Raw genomic sequence first — 15714 nt, 5'->3', positions numbered from 1 at the left:
GCGCTTACTCGGCGGCCGGCCGCAGAGTGAAGGTGTATCCGTATTCGACAACGTGCCCATCCTGCGACAGCACCTTGTACTTCACCGTATAGACCCCGACCTGATGCAGCGCCGGCAGACTCGCCGCGAGGCAACGCTTGCTGCTGCCGAAGCCGCTGGCGCCGACAGGCACCGCCGCACCATCCGGCGCCAGAAGCTGCACCGTCGAAAACTTCAGCTCGATCTCTTCATTGAAACAGAGCTCCAGCTGGGCTGGCGCCCTGCTCAGCGAAGCCCGGCTGCCCGGAACCGACTTCACCAGTCCGGCGTGCGCCGAGGCCAGCTCCGTCATCATCATCGCCGCGACGCCCAGGGCGCCGGCCGCTGCGAACTGCCAGGACTTCGCTGTATTCATGACTCACCGCGCCCCTGTGCATCGACTTTGAATGCTTGCCGCCGCGACTACGCCAGCTGCGCCTGTGCGGCCTTGGCGCGGCGACGCGCCGAGAACCAGAGCATCGCCGAAGACAGCAGCACGACCACGGCGATCATGCTGTAAAAGCCATACTGCGGCTTTGGCACGGCCACGCTGAAGGGAAAGCGCGAGACGAACTGCTGCTTGTCGCCGGCCGTGACCAGACCGACGAAGCGCCCCGGCTTCTGGAAATCGAACTCCAGCGGCACCGTGCCGGATGGATAGACCTTGGCCGGCAGCTCGATCACCGTGCTGCCGTCCTTGCCGTCGCCGGCGTCGTTCACGATCTGCACTTTCAGCGGCAGGCCGCGCAGCTCCTGATCGATCGCATCCATCACGATGATGGTGTTGCCGGTGGCGGGAATGTCCTCGCAGAACTCGTTGTTCGGACTGCCCGAGCGCACCTGATAACCGGTGAAGTGCATGTAGTACGGGCCGATCCGCAGCTTGCACATGTCCTTGTCCATGGACAGACCGCCATGTGCCCATGCGGCGCCCGGCACCGTCGCCGCGGCCACCACCGCCAGCGCGATGCCGATGGCCACGTCGCGCGCCTTTCGAAACCCGTTCATGCCGTCACGCCTCCTTTGGTACAGCCGCCATCTCGTATCCCGATTTTCTTTTTTGTTGGAGGGTGGCTTGCCGCGTTCGTCCCGCCCGGACGTCGCGAACGCGGCAAGCCCCGCCAGCACTACATGCTCATGTGCGTGCCGTGACCCTTGATCACCGGCACGATGGGGCCGTGCAGCTCGCTGACGTAGCGCTCGCCCTTTTCATCCCAGAAGAACACCAGGCCACCGATACGGCTGTCGACGTCCGAGAGGAAGCTGACCAGCCGCTCGACTTCCCAGACCGCGTCGGTCGCCTCGATATAGACCGAGCGCGTCTCGCCGGGCGCGAGCAGATCGTTGTCGACCTTCAGACCCTGCCCGGGCAGCAGCTCCTGCGGATATCCGGGCGTGACATTGGCAACCGCCGCCGGCAAGGCCTTGTTGATGAAGCGCAGCTCCGCCGTCATGAACTCGCCGATGCGCACCGGCTTGTCCAGGGTGTTGGTGATGTTGGCGCGCATTCTCAGACTGCGACCCGGCACGTCGTATTCCGCATGCGTCAGATCCACCCGCACCTTTTCTTCCGGCAGCGGCTGCGTCGGAATCTTCGTCCAGCCGCCGCGCAGCGGCACGGTGTACGGATAGGCCTGCGTGGCGTTGTGATAGCCCACCACCGTGATCAGCAGCATCACACCCACCATTGCCGCGGCCACCTTGTCATCGATCGGACGCACCAGCAGATCGCTGCGTCCTTTCTGAATGGCCAGCCAGCGCGGAATGATCAGCGGACGACGCAGCCACCACAGCAGCCAGGCCAGTGCGAAAGCGCCCAGGAACAGGTGATAGCGCTGCGCATCGGCCACCTTGTAGGTCTGCAGATCGTCGATCTTGTTGCCGGTCATGGTCTCCAGCGATTGCTTGTAATCGCTGGCGCTGCCGGTCACCTCGATCCACTTGCCCGGTCCCACGATGGCGCCCGCGCCTTCCACCTGCACGATGGTGTGCACGTGCCAGCGGCCAGGCACGCGGCCTTTCATGGTGATCTCGAACTCATAGTCGCGGCCGAGTTCACCGCCACGGAACGACTGCTGCGCGGGAAGGCCGTTGAGCCTGCTCTCCACGCGGGTCAGCACGGCACCGGGACCGTAGGCCGAGACGTACAGCAGCTCGGGGCGTGCTGCGGCGTCCGGCCAGTCGGAGAAGAGCCGGAACTTGCCCTTGATCGTGTAGGTGTCGTTGACCGCGATGCTGTCCTTGGACCAGGTCATGTCGTACCAGTGCACGGTACGGGTACGGATGTACGGCTCCGTGGCGCGTTCACCGTGCGCCTCGACCATGGCCGGCAGCAGATCGCCGCCACCGCCCAGCACCGCGCTCAGACCCAGACAGGCCACCAGCAGGCGTTTGATCAGCTTTTTCATTTCGTCGCCTCCGCGGGCTTCATGCCGAACAGCAGCTTGAAGCGATCGCCCGTCGGCACCGAGGCCGCCTTGCAGGCAAAAGCACCGATCAGCCACCAGAGCATGTACATGAAGATGCAGATGAAGCAGGAGAAGAACACCGACACCCAGGTCGAGGAATCGGAGAAGGTTCTCAGCGTGCCGCGCTCGATGATGCGGATATATTCCGGCGTGCCGGCGCGGGGGAACACATAACCGATGACATCCGCCAGCGAAGACAGCTGACCCATGTTCTCGACAGGCTGGAAGTAAGGCGCGAAGACGATCCAGTTACTGGCGTAGAAGGTGATGCCGAACAGCGTGCCGCCGAACAGACCGGTCACCAGCCAGGCGCGGCTGACGGTCAGGATGCCGTCCAGAATCATGGCGCCGACCATGAAGGTGCCGGGCACCACCAGGGTGAGCGGAAAGTGCGCCATGCCCATCCAGCTGTGATAACGCACCAGCCAGACGCCGAGGCCGAACAGAAAGGCACTCGCAGTGGCACCGAATGGCAGCCGGAACAAGGTCCAGAACACCGCCTGGAATGCCGCCGCCATCATGATCTGCACGATCGGATAAATCACGACCCAGTACTGGCGATCCTTGAAGTCCGTAAAGAAATCCCAGTCGCCCGCCAGCAGCAGAAAATTGATGTACGTGACCGCGAGCACCAGAAAGGCCGCGACCACAATAATCAGGTAATCGAATGTGCGGGACCACCGTGCTGTATCGCCGGATAGTCCCGCTACCCGGAGCACTTCCCTGTCGTTCTCTGTCACCGCCATCTCCTCATCACTTTCACGAACCGATCGTCAATACCGAGCCCCGCTTCTTCCCCAACCAAGCGCAGGCCCTTCCAAAACTGTCGCACCGTCCGGCCTTCCGATCCGTTCATCCAGCCGGACCGGTGCGACACACATCCTTGTTGCGCTTGCTGTTTACTTCGCCGTCAGCGAAGCGGCAGGCGTGAACACCTTGAACAGCTCCGAGACGCGCCGCATCACCTGCAGCAGCACGCCGCCGATTGCCAGCGCAGTCCAGCCCAGCACCGGGAAGCCCCAGTGCAGCGGATGGCTGAAGGTCTCTTCCGTGAACCAGAAGGCGTGACCCCACTCGTTGTAGCCGAGGTTCGGCAGGATCAGGCCGGGGCCCACCACCACCATCAGCAGCGGCACCGAGTAGCTCTTGGCAAAGGCCGGGATGCGCGTGGTGGCGTAGATCAGCGTGCCGACGCCCACGACGATGTAGGTCGGGATGCAGGCATAGAACAGCACGATATGGCTGGGCGTGAGCGCGGTATCGCGGATCACCGTCTGATGCCAGGTGGCGTCGCCTTCACCGAAGAAGTTGGCGACCCACAGGAAAGAGAAGGTGTAGACCAGGAACCAGCCGATCAGCGTGAAGTAGCGCTTGAGCTCGGTGCCCGGCGAGATGTCGTTGATGCGACGATCACGCGTGAACCAGAGATAAGCCCAGATCACCGCGCCGATGCCGAAGATGGCCGGCACTTCGATCTTGAACAGCGCCTTCCAGTAAATCTCGAAGTCAGGCGAGGTGGAGTCCAGGCCGAACTTGAAGGCGAAGGCCTGCTGGTACAGACGCAGACTCACATAGAAGGCGAGCATCACGCCCCATGCGATCGCCACCGGCAGAATGTTGAAGACACGCGCGGGCTTTTGCGGATCTTTTCCCGTTGTAGAAGCGACTTGAACTGACATGGCTACCTCTCCTGTTAACGATGAAAAGCCAGCCCCTGCGAACACAGCGGGCTGCTGGCAGATGTTTCGGAGCCGCTTGCCGCGAGGCTCCCCGACTTCGGGCTGACTGCTTGTGCGTGAACACCGCGCTGCAGGCTGCCAAGCCATAGGCCCACCAGAAAGAATGGGCCGGCAAGAGCAGTGGCGATCACTGTTTTTTTGAAATCCTGGTTCATTGCGATGCGCTGTCGCCGGTCCTTGCATGAAAGGCGCTGCAGCCGCCTTTCCTGTTTTCCATCGGCAGCGATACCGCCCGATGGATCCAGACCCGCTCTGGCCTCCTCTGAACTCGTTCTTCTCCGGCCTGGAGTCAATCCCTCCGGGCCGCTCCTTGCGCAACACCGCTCCTGAGCTGTGCTCTGGCAAGGCCGGCGCCGGCAACAGACCGCTTGCCGTCGGCGAGCCACTGCGCGATATGCTGGAGTTCCATCTCCGCCGCGGGCGCCTGTCGGGCCAGGAACGGGAACGCGTGGTGCATGCCATCCACCACCGAGAGGCAGGCATCGACACCGGCCTTCACGGCGCGGGCATGCAGCTTCTGCGCACGCTCCAGCAGCAGGTTGTCGAGAAAGCCGTCGACGGCGCCGACGTTGATGTACAGACGCGGAAAGCCGCGATAGCTGGCGCGCAGAATGTCCTGCGCCGCCGCCACTGCCGGCGCCTGCTCATAGGCAATGGCGCTGGGCAGCGTCAGGCAGCCTTTCTGCATGGGGCTGCGGCTGTCGTGCTCGGACTCCGCATCCAGCCAGGGCGTCATGGCGATCACGTTGCCGGGCATCGGCAGATTGAAGGCGCGCATGCCCAGCACGCAGCAGAGCACCACCTTGGCGCCCAGCGAATCACCCGCCATGGTGATGTCCTGCGGCGCATAGCCGAGATCGATCAGACCTTTGTAGGCGGACAGCGCATCGCGGATCTGCGCCGACAGCGGCCGGGCGCTCGGACAATGGCAACCCACCACCACCGCCTCGCTGCGCAGCACGCCGGCGAGATTCGACGCCACCTTGCGGCAGCCGAAGGAGTCGCCGATGTCGACGCCGCCGCTGTTCACGTACAGGACGATCCGTGCCGAATCGGCATTCGCGGGACGGATCCAGAACGCTTCCACGCCGCCCAGCTCAGGCTTGCGGTAGCTGTCTTCCTGCTGCGCGGAAGGCGGATTCTCCCAGGCGTCGAACATGCTTTGCAGCATCGGAACCGCGCCCTGCGCACCCGAGACCCTGGGCTTGCGCAGTTCATTGCTCAGAAACCGGAGAAACTCGATTTGCGGCGCCACGTCAGCGACGATGTCGTGACGGTCTTGCGACAGGGATCTCCTGCCCGACGCCTTTTCCAGATTGCCGCTGGCCGGTGCTCTCGAGACCAGCTTGCGATAAGCGGGCCTTGCACAGGCAGCCGCTTGTGTCTTGCTCTTTCCCATCGTTCCCCTCCTCCTGCTCGATAGATCACGGGCTATGCGCCCAGAGTTTTTCGTAGCGTTAAGGCATTTCGTTTCCAGCTTTACCTCAAGCTGCAAGTCCAGCCATGCCTTTCTATGGTTTAAAGACTTTCTGGTTATATTCGTGCCGCAATACGACCAGTCCGTCTCGGTAGTGAATGTGCTACGAGTGATGGGACCCAGGCTTGGTTATTTGTGACAGAGATTTGGCGAATCGTGCCAATCTGAAATCCCATCGGAAAACGACGTGCCCGAGGCCTTTGCATTGCGCGCTGCAGCAAAAAATGACGCTGCGGACTCCCTGTTCTGCCGAAGAGAAAAGCCTCGCCGCCGGCAGCTTCGGAAAGCGCCAAGAACCAGCGACACGCCTGCCTTCCATGGCCTGGCGTGCCGCCGGTGAGGCTTGAAACGGACGTCATTGCAGATCGCATGGCGCGTGCAGATCCGGCCCTCGAGAAGCGCTTCGCCTCAGGCGAAGTCCGCGTCCAGCACGATGCGGTATCGCGCCTTGCCGGAGCGCAGATGGGCCAGCGCCTCATTGAGCTGCCGCATCGGGAAGCGCTCCACCTGCGGCGCAATCCGGTGCCGTGCCGCGAATTCGAGCATGCTGGCGATGGCGGCTCGCGAACCGGAAGGCGAAGCCGAAACGCTCTGCTGTTTCATGAGCATGCCCATGGTGTTGACCGGCATCGGCTCGGTCAGGGCGCCGACGATATGCAGCCGGCCCTTGGGCGCGAGCGTGGCCATCAGGCTGGTCCAGTCGAGCGGCACATTCACCGTATCCAGAATCAGATCCAGCGAACCGGCGATGGCCTGCAGGGCCTGCGCGTCATGCACGGAGACGACGCGGTGCGCGCCGAAGCCGCGGATCTCGCCATGCTTGTCGGCGCTGGAAGTGAAAGCCGTCACCTCGCAGCCCCAGGCATTGGCGAACTGCAGGGCCATGTGGCCCAGCCCGCCGATGCCGACGACACCGACGCGGTCGGTGGGCTTGATGCCCAGATTCAGCAGCGGCGAGAACACCGTGATGCCGCCGCACAGCAAGGGCCCGGCCGTGCTTGCGTCCAGATCTTCCGGCAAGGGCACGGCCCAGGCCCAGTGGGCGCGGACGCGTTCCGCAAAACCGCCGTTGCGGCCGATGGCCGTGGGCTGCAGCTGTGCGCACAGATGCTGATCGGCGCCCAGACAGGATTCGCAGTGCATGCAGCTGCCCGCGTTCCAGCCCAGGCCGACGCGCTGCCCGAGCTTCAGGCCCTTGGCCTGACTGCCCAGCGCCGCCACGGTGCCGATCACCTCATGGCCCGCCACCAGGGGAAAGGCGCTGATGCCCCAGGCATTGTCGAGCAGGGACAGATCGGAATGGCAAAGCCCGCAGTGCTCCACGGTGATTTCGACCTCTTCAGGGCCGAGCGCCCCGGGATCGAATACGTATTCGCCAAGTGGCTGCGCCGCCGCACGCGCCGCCCAGGCTCTGATGGCCGTCATGATGTTGTTCTCCAGATTCAAGATGAGTCGCTGACGCAAACCCGCGGCTGGCGTCGCTGTTGTTTGGCCGCCGGTGTGGCGAGGGCGGGACCACGCGCCCTCGCCACCTTGGCGCCAGGGTCTGTTAACGCTATGGACGATCACTGCGTTGCTGCGCCAAAACAGCCTCGGGCGCAGCGACCGCCATAGCATTTACAGGCTCTAGTTGGCCTTGGGACGCACCGCATCGGCGGTGCCCTGGATGAAGGCCTTGATCTTCTCCACGTCCTCCTTGCTGAGCTTGCCGGTGAAGTCCGGCATGCCCAGCGGCATCATCGGGCCCTTGAACACGAACTTGTCCAGGTTCTCGATTTCTGCAGCGGGCACGTAGCCGAGATTGCGGATGTGGCCACCCTTGTCCACGCCCGGCACGCCGTGGCAGAAGACGCAGTGGCTGACATACAGCGCGGTGCCGGCCGGCACATCCGCCGGGTTGTACTTCACGCCCGTGAGCAGACCGGACATCTGGTACTGCACGAAGTCCGGCGCCTTGGCGGTGCCGCCCAGTGCGAAGGTGTAGACGGTTCCCGGCGTGTTGCGCTCGGTGGCACGTGCGGCCTCGCCATACACACCGCCCCAGCCCACCGCGATGGACACATACTGCTTGCCGTCCACCTCATAGCTCGACGGCGCCGCGATCACACCCGTGCCCACCGGCGTCTCCCACAGCGACTCGCCGGTGCGCGCGTCATAGGCCGCGAAGCGGCCATCCGCGGAACCCTGGAACACCAGATCACCGGCCGTGGCCAGCGTGCCGCCGTTCCACGGCGAGACATGGTTGTGGCGCCACACCTCGCGCTGCTGGATCGGGTCCCAGGCGATCAGGCGACCGAACGGCAGGCTCTTGGGCGGACGCGTGTTGAGATGCATGGCGGTGTTCCAGCCGATGCCGCTCATGGGCTGGCCCGGCTTGTTGGAGCCGAAGCTCCAGCTCGGGTCGTGCTGCATCACCAGCGGAATGTTCTGCACCGGGATATAGGCCAGGCCCAGCTTCGGGCTGAAGGACATCGAATGCCAGTTGTGGCCGCCGAAGGGGCCGGGCACGGCATCGAACGCGGTGGTGGTGGACCGCGCTTCCGCCAGCTCGATGGGACGACCGTTGCTGTCATAGCCGGTGGCCCAGTTCACGTCCACGAAATTCTTCGCCGAGATGAACTTGCCGTTGGTGCGATCGACCACGAAGAAGAAGCCGTTCTTCGGCGCGTGCATCAGCACCTTGCGCGGCTTGCCCTCGATTTTCACGTCCGCCAGGATGATGTCCTGCGTGCTGGTGTAGTCCCAGTTGTCCCCCGGCGTTTCCTGGTAGTGCCAGACGTACTCGCCGGTATCGGGATTGAGCGCCACCACCGAGCCCAGGAAGAGATTGTCGCCACCGGCCGGGCTGCGCGCCTTGTGCGACCAGGGCGAGCCATTGCCCACGCCGATGTACATCAGGTTCAGATCGGCGTCATAGGCGATGGAATTCCACACCGTGCCGCCGCCGCCGCCCTTCCAGTATTCGCCGCTCGGATCCCAGGTCTTGGCGGCCATCTCCATGGCCTTGTTCTCGAAGGGCTGGGCGGGATCACCCGGCACCGTGAAGAAGCGCCAGGCCTGCTTGCCGGTTTCGGCATCGTAGGCAGTGATGTAACCGCGCAAGCCCAGTTCGGCGCCGCCGTTGCCGATCATCACCTTGCCCTTGATCACGCGCGGCGCGCCGGTGATGGTGAACGGCAGCTTCGCGGACAGGCGGGTGTCCTGCTCCCAGACCTTCTTGCCGCTGTTGGCATCCAGCGCGATCAGGCGGCCATCGAGCGACGCCACGAACACCTTGCCGTGATACAGCGCCACGCCGCGATTGACCACATCGCAGCAGGCGATGGCGGCGGTTTCCTTGGGCACCTTCGGATCGTAAGTCCACAGCGCCTTGCCGGTGCGCACGTCGATGGCGTGCACCACGCTCCAGGACGCGGTGACGTACATGACGCCGTCCACCACCAGCGGCGTGGCTTCGACGCCGCGCGTCGAGCCCAGGTTGTAAGCCCAGACCAGGCCCAGATTCTTGACGTTGCCGCCGTTGATCTGCGCGAGTCGGCTGTAGCGGGTTTCCGCGTAGTCCAGGCCCACGCTGGGCCAGTCGCGCGTCTCGGCGGCATTGCTGCTGATGAAGGCGCCGTCGACGCGGCTCACCGCGCTGGTGTCGGCCTGCGCGAACTGCGGTCCGGCGATGGCCAGCGACAGGCCCAGGGCCAGCGCCGTCTTCTTGCTCGCGCCCTTGAACAGGCCTGGGCGGCTTGTGTACTTCGACATTGAACAATCTCCTTTTGTGGTTCTCAGCGACGGCTTGCACTCGAGCGACAAGACGCGTCCTTGTTGACGGTTGCGATGGGCGATGCAGGCAAGCCGGTCTCGGGATCGCGGCCGGGCCTGATATAGTTAATTAACAACTGTTTGTTTGAATTCCTGGGTGGCACGCAGTCATATGAAATTCCAATTGCTCGGCATCGCGGTTCTGTGCCTAGTGGCAGCCCTGATGGCGCCGCTTTTTTTTCACTTCGGCGAGGCGCTGCGGCCCGCCGCCGCAACTTATCCGGCGCCGCGCAGCGCAAGCCTTGGCTGCCCGCTCGGCCAGCGCAGCGGCGCGGGCGGACGCATGCAGGGCAAGAGCGCGCAAGGCGTGCCCTTTGCCGTGGTCACGCCGCTGAACTACCGCGCTGATGTCGCCCATCCGCTGCTGGTGGTCTATGCGCCGGCCGGCTTCAGCCCCGGCTTGTCCGAGCGCTATGCCGGGCTCACCCACGCCGCCACTGCGGCGGGTTTCGTGGTGAGCTACGTGGGCAGCCTGCGCATGAGCCTTGAAGCCGTGGACCGCATGGCGACGGTTGCGGACGAGGTGCTCAAGACCTGGTGCATCGATCCTTCGCGCGTGTACGCGACCGGACATTCCGATGGCGGCACGATGGCCACCGCAGTGGCCACCCTGCCGCGCTATCGCGAGGGCGTGCGTGGCATCGTGGTCAGCGGCATGGGCTGGCAGAAGCTCGATTTCGATGCGACGCAGTGTCCGGCAGCCAAGCCGGTGATGATTCTGCACGGCGCGCAGGACACGCACTTTCCCGGCTTTGGCCGGCAGGCGGCGCAATGGTGGTCGGCCTGCAACCGCTGCACCGACGCCGGCGAACCCGGCCTTGCGCAGGACGGCGACGAGCGCTGCCATCACTACCAGGGCTGCGCGGCCGACACCGTCTATTGCGAGGCGCAGCGCAGCCATTGGCGCTGGGCTGGAGAACCGCAACAGGTGGTCGAGTTTCTGAGTCATCGGGATCGGGCTCTGCAACCCTGAGCGCGGTGTCGCGTCCACGCTAGGGCGATCACTGCGATGGAGGTCGTTTTGCCGCAGGGCAAGGCGGCAGACGCGCCGCTGGGTGACTCCAAGCCTGCGGCTGCCAACGCCGCCCTGCGGCCTTGCGGGGCGCCATTTCCGGCAGCAACGCAGCGATTGTCCATAGCGTGAACAGGCCCTAGTGGCGCACGGCGGCGCCGGAGTAGAGATAGGTGAGCAGGCGCGGCCCCGGGTGATAGCGCTGCTCCAGACGCTCGATCTCGAAGCCCGCTTCCTCGATCATCCCGTCGATCTGGCGGTTCAGATGGCAACCGCCCGCCAGCGGCCGCCAGTACGGCGTGATGCGATCCTGCCAGCGCTTCACATTGGCACTGGGTGCCGCGCCGTGTTCGAGAAACAGCAGGCGCCCGCCCGGCACCAGCACGCGATGCATTTCACGCAGCGCCGACTGCACATCCGGAATCGTGCACAGGGTGAAGGTGGACACCACATAGTCGAAGGAATGATCGGCGCAGGGGATGCGCTCCGCCGACAGCGGCATCTGCTCGACCTGGATGCCGGCCTGCTGCGCGCGCTTGCTGGCGCGCGGATGCAGGCCCGGATCGATGCCGCACAGGCAGCTCAGTTGCTCGCTGTTGTAGTAGGGCAGATTGCGACCGGTGCCGATGCCGACTTCCAGCACTCTGCCCTTGGTCTGTCCCACCACATCGGCCCGGCCCTTCTCGAAAGTCGGCAGACCGCAGATGAAATCGATGACATACGGCAGCACGCGCTTGTCGTAGAAATTTTCCATCGCCCCAACTCTCCTCGCTGACCTGTCTTTTCGGCCTGAGACCGCGCTCACGCGCAGCGGGCTCCCCTATCATTTTCTGGTTCTGCGGACTGCTGCGACAGATGGCAACGATTCATCGCCTGAGCTGTCGCGCAGTCGGTTTTACGCCACTCGCATAATTCTAACAACTGTTAGTTTATGCCTCAACGCCGGCCCGGGACGCGTCGCCCGGGCGCCCGGATAATGCTTGCCGCTCATCGCGCCGCTTCCCCTTCCGCCAGGGCTTCGGCCTTGGCAGCGGCCTGCTGCTGCAGCCAGGCCAGGGCCTGTTCACGCAGTTCCACCTTGCGGATCTTGCCGGTCACGGTCATGGGAAAGGCCTCCATCACGCGCACGTAGCGGGGAATCTTGTAGCGCGCCAGCTTGCCTTCACAGAACGCGCGCAGGCTGGCGGCGTTGAGCGGCTCGGCGCCTTCGCGCAGACGCAGGCAGGCCATGAGTTCCTCGCCGTATTTTTCATCCGGCACGCCGATCACCTGCGCATCGATCACATCCGGATGGCCGTAGAGAAACTCCTCGATCTCGCGCGGATAGATGTTCTCGCCGCCACGGATCACCATGTCCTTGATGCGACCGACAATCGCGACATAGCCATCCTCGTCCATCACGCCGAGATCGCCGGTATGCATCCAGCCGTCCTCGTCGATGGCCTCGCGGGTCTTGTCCGGCTGGTTCCAGTAGCCGCGCATCACCGAGTAACCACGGGTGCAGACTTCACCGGCGGTGCCGCGCGGCACGGTCAGACCGGTGACCGGACTGACGATCTGCACCTGGACATGCGGCATGGCGCGACCGACGGTTTCCGTGCGCCGGCGCAGATCGTCATCGACGCGGGTCATGGTCGACACCGGCGAGGTCTCGGTCATGCCATAGCAGATGGCGACCTCGCGCATGTTGAGGCGCTCGATCACCTCGCGCATCACTGCCACCGGACAGGGCGCACCGGCCATCACGCCGGTGCGCAGCGAGCTGAAATCCAGATGCCGGGCTTCCGGCTCGGCGAGGATCGAGATGAACATGGTCGGCACCCCGTACAGGGAGGTGCACTTTTCCGCCACCACGGCGCGGGCGGTGGCGATGGGATCGAAGTTGGCGCCCGGCACGATCACCGCCGCGCCATGGCTCATCGCCGCCAGGTTGCCGATCACCATGCCGAAGCAGTGATAGAACGGCACCGGCACACAGACGCGATCGCGCTCCGTGTAGTTGATCAGCCCGCCGGCGAAGTAGCCGTTGTTGAGGATGTTGTGATGCGTCAGCGTGGCGCCCTTGGGCGCGCCGGTGGTGCCGGAGGTGTACTGGATGTTGATGGGATCGCCGAAGGAGAGTTCGTCGGCGCGGCGCGCCAGCGTCTCTGCGGAAACCGCATCGCCGGCGCGCATCAGCTGCTCCCAGCTCGGATCGCCGATGTAGATCACCTCGCGCAGTTCCGGCGCCTCGCCTCTGACTTCGGCGACCATGGCGCGGTAGTCGGCGCCGCGGTTGCCCGTGGCCGCGACCAGCAGGCTGACGCCGGCATGGCGCAGCACATAGCTCAGCTCGTGGCTGCGGTACGCGGGGTTGATGCAGACCAGGATGGCGCCGATCCGCGCCGTGGCGTACTGCAGCAGCGCCCACTCCGGACAGTTGGGCGCCCAGATGCCGACGCGCGCGCCCTTTGCCACATCCATCGCCAGCAAGGCCCTGGCCAGACGATCGACCTCGGCATTGAGTTGCGCATAGGTCCAGCGCCGCCCCTGCGAGACATCGACCAGCGCATCGCGATCCGGAAAGCGTGCCGCGATGCGGTTCAGGCAGGCGCCGATGGTTTCCCCGAGCAGCGGCACTTCGCTGCAGCCACTGGCATAAGCAATATTCACCGTATTCTCCACTTCTTGTTTGATGCGACGGCAGGCCCGGCAGGCGCCGCCGCCGAGGCCAAGGCCCGTGCCGCCGGCTCAGGCGTGCCGCCACCATCGGCCGCCCTCGCCGTGTGCGCTCCGGCCCGGCCGGACGCGGCGGCGTCGGCCTCAAGCCGACCGTTTCCCGTTCCCGCCCTCGGTGAACGCCGCTGTTTCACCGGGCTTTGCAAATGCCCTCAGGGGCATAAAATGTGTCATCCTTATCGGCATAACTAACAAACCTTTGTTTTAAGGAGCGCTATGAGCACCGCTCGTGTCGCGCGGCCCAGGGGCCGCCCCAAGTCGGATGCCAATTCGCAGGGTGGCGCGGATACCCGCGAGCTGATCCTTCAGGTTTCGGCGCGACTATTCCTGTCCCAGGGCTATAGCGCCACCACGCTGCGTCAGATCGCCGATGCCGCCAAGATCAAGGCTGGCAGCATCTATTACCACTTCAGCTCCAAAGAAGAGATTCTTCAGGAGATTCTCGACACCGGCATCAATGCCGTGCGTCAGTCGGCGCAGGAACGCGTGGCGGCCCTGCCCCGCAACGCCAGCTCCAAGGCCAAGGTCGAGGCGGCCATGATCGGGCACCTGGAAGGCCTCACCCGCCATGGTGGCGAGTTCAGCTCGGCCAGCACCCGCGTCTACGGCCATCTGCCTGAACATCTCAAGAAGCAGAATCAGAAGCTTCGCAACGAGTACAGCAAGTTCTGGGACGGCCTGCTGGCGGAAGCCAAATCCAAGGGCGAGCTGAGGCCTCATCTGACCACCAGCGTCGCGCGACTGGTGGTGGTGGGCGCCATCAACTGGACCACCGAGTGGTACGACCCCAAGCGGGACAAGCTCGATGAGGTGGTGCCGCAGATGGTCAAGATGCTGTCCGATGGCCTGTTCATGTCCGCCGGATGAGAAAGCACGCTTCCTGAAAAAGCTGTCCACGTGCTTCCCATCCTGCCTGTCACCGGGCTCAGGCCGACGCGGCAGCCTTGCGGATGACGGTCTGGACGTTGCAGTACTCGGCCAGGCCGTGCAGCGAGTTCTCCACGCCGACGCCGGACTGCTTGTGACCGCCGAAGGCGAGGCCCGGCGAGAACACGTGGATCTGATTGACCCACACGGTGCCGGCTTCCAGACGCGACGCCACAGCCTCGGCCCTGCTCACATCCTTGCCCCAGACTGAGGCCGCCAGGCCGTAGCAGGTGTTGTTGGCGCGACTGATCACATCCTCGATATCGCGATACTTCAGCAGCGGCAGCACCGGACCGAAGGCCTCTTCCACGACCACGCGCGAATCCTCGGGCGGGTTGTCGACCAGGGTCACCGGAATGAAATAGCCCTTGCCGCCGGGCGCTTCGCCGCCGAGCAGAACCTTCTGGCCATTGGCCTTGATGTCCTGCAGCAGGTTGAGCAGCTTGTCGTACTGCATCTTGTTCTGGATGGGGCCCAGCTCGACACCGTCGGCCAGACCATCGCCCATCTTCACGGTCTTGGCATAAGCCACCAGCTCGGCGGCCACCGCATCGTAGATGTCTTCGTGAACGTACAGGCGCTTGCAGGCCGCGCAGAACTGCGCGCTGTTGGCGAACGAAGCCCAGAACAGATCCTTGGCGATGGCCTTGGGATCGGCGTCCGGCAGCACGATGGCCGGGTCGTTGCCGCCCAGCTCCAGCGTCAGGCGCTTGAGATTGGTCGAGGCGCTGGCCATGACCTTGCGGCCGGTGGCGGTCGAACCCGTGAAGCTGATCTTGCCGATGTCCGCATGCTCGGTCATCCACTGTCCCAGCTCGTTGCCACCGGAGATCACGTTCAGCACGCCAGGCGGCAGCACCGACTGCGCCAGCTCGCCGAACCACAGCGTGCACAGTGGCGTGAACGGCGAAGGCTTGAGCACCACGGTGTTGCCCGCCACCAGCGCCGGCGCGACCTTCCACACCGCCAGCAGCAGCGGGAAGTTCCAGGGCGTGATCGCACCCACCACACCGATCGGCGTGTGACGCGTGACGATCTGCTCATCGCCCTTGTCCACCACCACCTCGTTGGGCAGCGACTGCTTGGCCACTTCCTGCAGCCAGTGGATGGAACCACCGATCTCCCACTCGGCGGCCGCGCGGCCCTTGCCCTGCTCGGTGCTCAGCAGGCGGATGAAGGATTCCTGATTTTCCTGAATCAGGTCCGCCAGCTTCGCAACCAGCGCCTGGCGCTCGGACAGCGGACGGTCACGCCAGCTGATGAAGGCCTTCTGCGCCGCCCGCACCGCATCATCGAGCTGTTCGCGCGAGGCCAGCGGATACGCACAGATCTGCTTCTCGGTGGCCGGGTTGATGACCAGATCGACATTGCTGGTGAATACGCGGGCGCCATTGATGGTCATCGCGTGAGGGACTTCGTTCATACACTCTCCTCCCAGATTGATTGATGCAGCGAGTACAGGCCAGTTAGCAACCGCAGTGCCAAAGCGCCAACTGCCGGAAATCCTTGAGTTCAGTGACAGCGAAAGCCGCCACCGCGCTG

General features: G+C 64.4%; 14 protein-coding genes. 2 read left to right on the top strand and 12 right to left on the bottom strand.

Features of this window, described 5'->3' with window-relative positions; all coding sequences use genetic code 11:
• Nucleotides 1-4: 4 nt before the first annotated feature.
• The 9 genes from BMY12_RS14340 to BMY12_RS14305 form a co-directional block, all read right to left on the bottom strand.
• On the bottom strand, nucleotides 5-394 hold the full coding sequence (locus BMY12_RS14340) for a copper resistance CopC family protein (RefSeq protein ID WP_093287612.1): 390 nt from the start codon (nucleotides 392-394) through the stop codon (nucleotides 5-7).
• Nucleotides 395-441: 47 nt separating this feature from the next.
• Nucleotides 442-1026, bottom strand: a complete 585-nt coding sequence (locus tag BMY12_RS14335) for a hypothetical protein (RefSeq protein WP_218140210.1) — start codon at nucleotides 1024-1026, stop codon at nucleotides 442-444.
• Nucleotides 1027-1145: 119 nt separating this feature from the next.
• Complete coding sequence (gene amoB / locus BMY12_RS14330; RefSeq protein WP_093287610.1) at nucleotides 1146-2426, bottom strand: bacterial ammonia monooxygenase, subunit AmoB; 1281 nt, start codon at nucleotides 2424-2426, stop codon at nucleotides 1146-1148.
• Nucleotides 2423-3226, bottom strand: coding sequence for a methane monooxygenase/ammonia monooxygenase subunit A (locus BMY12_RS14325; RefSeq protein ID WP_177189010.1), 804 nt, complete (start codon nucleotides 3224-3226; stop codon nucleotides 2423-2425). The genes amoB and BMY12_RS14325 overlap by 4 nt, the downstream gene beginning before the upstream one ends.
• Before the next feature lie 159 nt (nucleotides 3227-3385).
• Nucleotides 3386-4165 (bottom strand): bacterial ammonia monooxygenase, subunit AmoC, encoded by a 780-nt coding sequence (amoC, locus tag BMY12_RS20370; protein ID WP_177189009.1) that lies wholly within the window; start codon nucleotides 4163-4165, stop codon nucleotides 3386-3388.
• A gap of 14 nt (nucleotides 4166-4179) precedes the next feature.
• Entirely contained in the window at nucleotides 4180-4380 is a 201-nt protein-coding gene (locus BMY12_RS20365) for a hypothetical protein (RefSeq protein WP_177189008.1), read from the bottom strand.
• Nucleotides 4381-4514: 134 nt separating this feature from the next.
• Nucleotides 4515-5720, bottom strand: a complete 1206-nt coding sequence (locus BMY12_RS14315) for an alpha/beta hydrolase (protein WP_177189007.1) — start codon at nucleotides 5718-5720, stop codon at nucleotides 4515-4517.
• Between the two features lie 390 nt (nucleotides 5721-6110).
• Entirely contained in the window at nucleotides 6111-7127 is a 1017-nt protein-coding gene (gene ahr / locus BMY12_RS14310) for an NADPH-dependent aldehyde reductase Ahr (protein WP_093287813.1), read from the bottom strand.
• Nucleotides 7128-7328: 201 nt separating this feature from the next.
• The gene (locus tag BMY12_RS14305) at nucleotides 7329-9455 is read right to left on the bottom strand and encodes a PQQ-dependent dehydrogenase, methanol/ethanol family (protein WP_093287600.1); all 2127 of its coding nucleotides are present in this window, start codon (nucleotides 9453-9455) and stop codon (nucleotides 7329-7331) included.
• 223 nt (nucleotides 9456-9678) lie between these two features.
• Here BMY12_RS14305 and BMY12_RS14300 point away from each other — a divergent pair, with 223 nt between their 5' ends.
• Entirely contained in the window at nucleotides 9679-10488 is an 810-nt protein-coding gene (locus BMY12_RS14300; protein ID WP_093287597.1) for an alpha/beta hydrolase family protein, read from the top strand.
• A gap of 178 nt (nucleotides 10489-10666) precedes the next feature.
• On the opposite strand, the gene BMY12_RS14295 is transcribed toward BMY12_RS14300, so the two are convergent.
• Nucleotides 10667-11281 carry a class I SAM-dependent methyltransferase gene (locus BMY12_RS14295; RefSeq protein WP_093287594.1) on the bottom strand — a complete coding sequence of 205 codons (615 nt, stop codon included), beginning with the start codon at nucleotides 11279-11281 and terminating at the stop codon, nucleotides 10667-10669.
• Between the two features lie 233 nt (nucleotides 11282-11514).
• Nucleotides 11515-13179 carry an AMP-binding protein gene (locus tag BMY12_RS14290; RefSeq protein WP_245732526.1) on the bottom strand — a complete coding sequence of 555 codons (1665 nt, stop codon included), beginning with the start codon at nucleotides 13177-13179 and terminating at the stop codon, nucleotides 11515-11517.
• A 282-nt stretch (nucleotides 13180-13461) separates the two neighbouring features.
• Between BMY12_RS14290 and BMY12_RS14285 the strand changes: the two genes are divergently transcribed.
• Nucleotides 13462-14112 carry a TetR/AcrR family transcriptional regulator gene (locus tag BMY12_RS14285; RefSeq protein WP_093287588.1) on the top strand — a complete coding sequence of 217 codons (651 nt, stop codon included), beginning with the start codon at nucleotides 13462-13464 and terminating at the stop codon, nucleotides 14110-14112.
• A gap of 58 nt (nucleotides 14113-14170) precedes the next feature.
• Here the strand turns inward: BMY12_RS14285 and BMY12_RS14280 are convergent, their stop codons facing one another.
• The gene (locus tag BMY12_RS14280) at nucleotides 14171-15595 is read right to left on the bottom strand and encodes an aldehyde dehydrogenase family protein (protein ID WP_093287585.1); all 1425 of its coding nucleotides are present in this window, start codon (nucleotides 15593-15595) and stop codon (nucleotides 14171-14173) included.
• Nucleotides 15596-15714: the final 119 nt, after the last annotated feature.

Origin of the sequence: Solimonas aquatica, assembly GCF_900111015.1 — a bacterium.
GTDB classification, from domain to species: Bacteria; Pseudomonadota; Gammaproteobacteria; order Nevskiales; family Nevskiaceae; genus Solimonas; species Solimonas aquatica.
The sequence above is the reverse complement of the archived record's forward strand: the minus strand, read 5'-3'. Positions and strand labels throughout refer to the sequence as shown.

Coding starts and splice junctions, on each gene's coding strand:
- BMY12_RS14340 (WP_093287612.1), bottom strand. CDS start 394: ATGAATACAGCGAAGTCCTGGCAGTTCGCAGCGGCCGGCGCCCTGGGC.
- BMY12_RS14335 (WP_218140210.1), bottom strand. CDS start 1,026: ATGAACGGGTTTCGAAAGGCGCGCGACGTGGCCATCGGCATCGCGCTG.
- amoB (WP_093287610.1), bottom strand. CDS start 2,426: ATGAAAAAGCTGATCAAACGCCTGCTGGTGGCCTGTCTGGGTCTGAGC.
- amoC (WP_177189009.1), bottom strand. CDS start 4,165: ATGTCAGTTCAAGTCGCTTCTACAACGGGAAAAGATCCGCAAAAGCCC.
- BMY12_RS20365 (WP_177189008.1), bottom strand. CDS start 4,380: ATGAACCAGGATTTCAAAAAAACAGTGATCGCCACTGCTCTTGCCGGC.
- ahr (WP_093287813.1), bottom strand. CDS start 7,127: ATGACGGCCATCAGAGCCTGGGCGGCGCGTGCGGCGGCGCAGCCACTT.
- BMY12_RS14305 (WP_093287600.1), bottom strand. CDS start 9,455: ATGTCGAAGTACACAAGCCGCCCAGGCCTGTTCAAGGGCGCGAGCAAG.
- BMY12_RS14300 (WP_093287597.1), top strand. CDS start 9,679: ATGGCGCCGCTTTTTTTTCACTTCGGCGAGGCGCTGCGGCCCGCCGCC.
- BMY12_RS14295 (WP_093287594.1), bottom strand. CDS start 11,281: ATGGAAAATTTCTACGACAAGCGCGTGCTGCCGTATGTCATCGATTTC.
- BMY12_RS14285 (WP_093287588.1), top strand. CDS start 13,462: ATGAGCACCGCTCGTGTCGCGCGGCCCAGGGGCCGCCCCAAGTCGGAT.
- BMY12_RS14280 (WP_093287585.1), bottom strand. CDS start 15,595: ATGAACGAAGTCCCTCACGCGATGACCATCAATGGCGCCCGCGTATTC.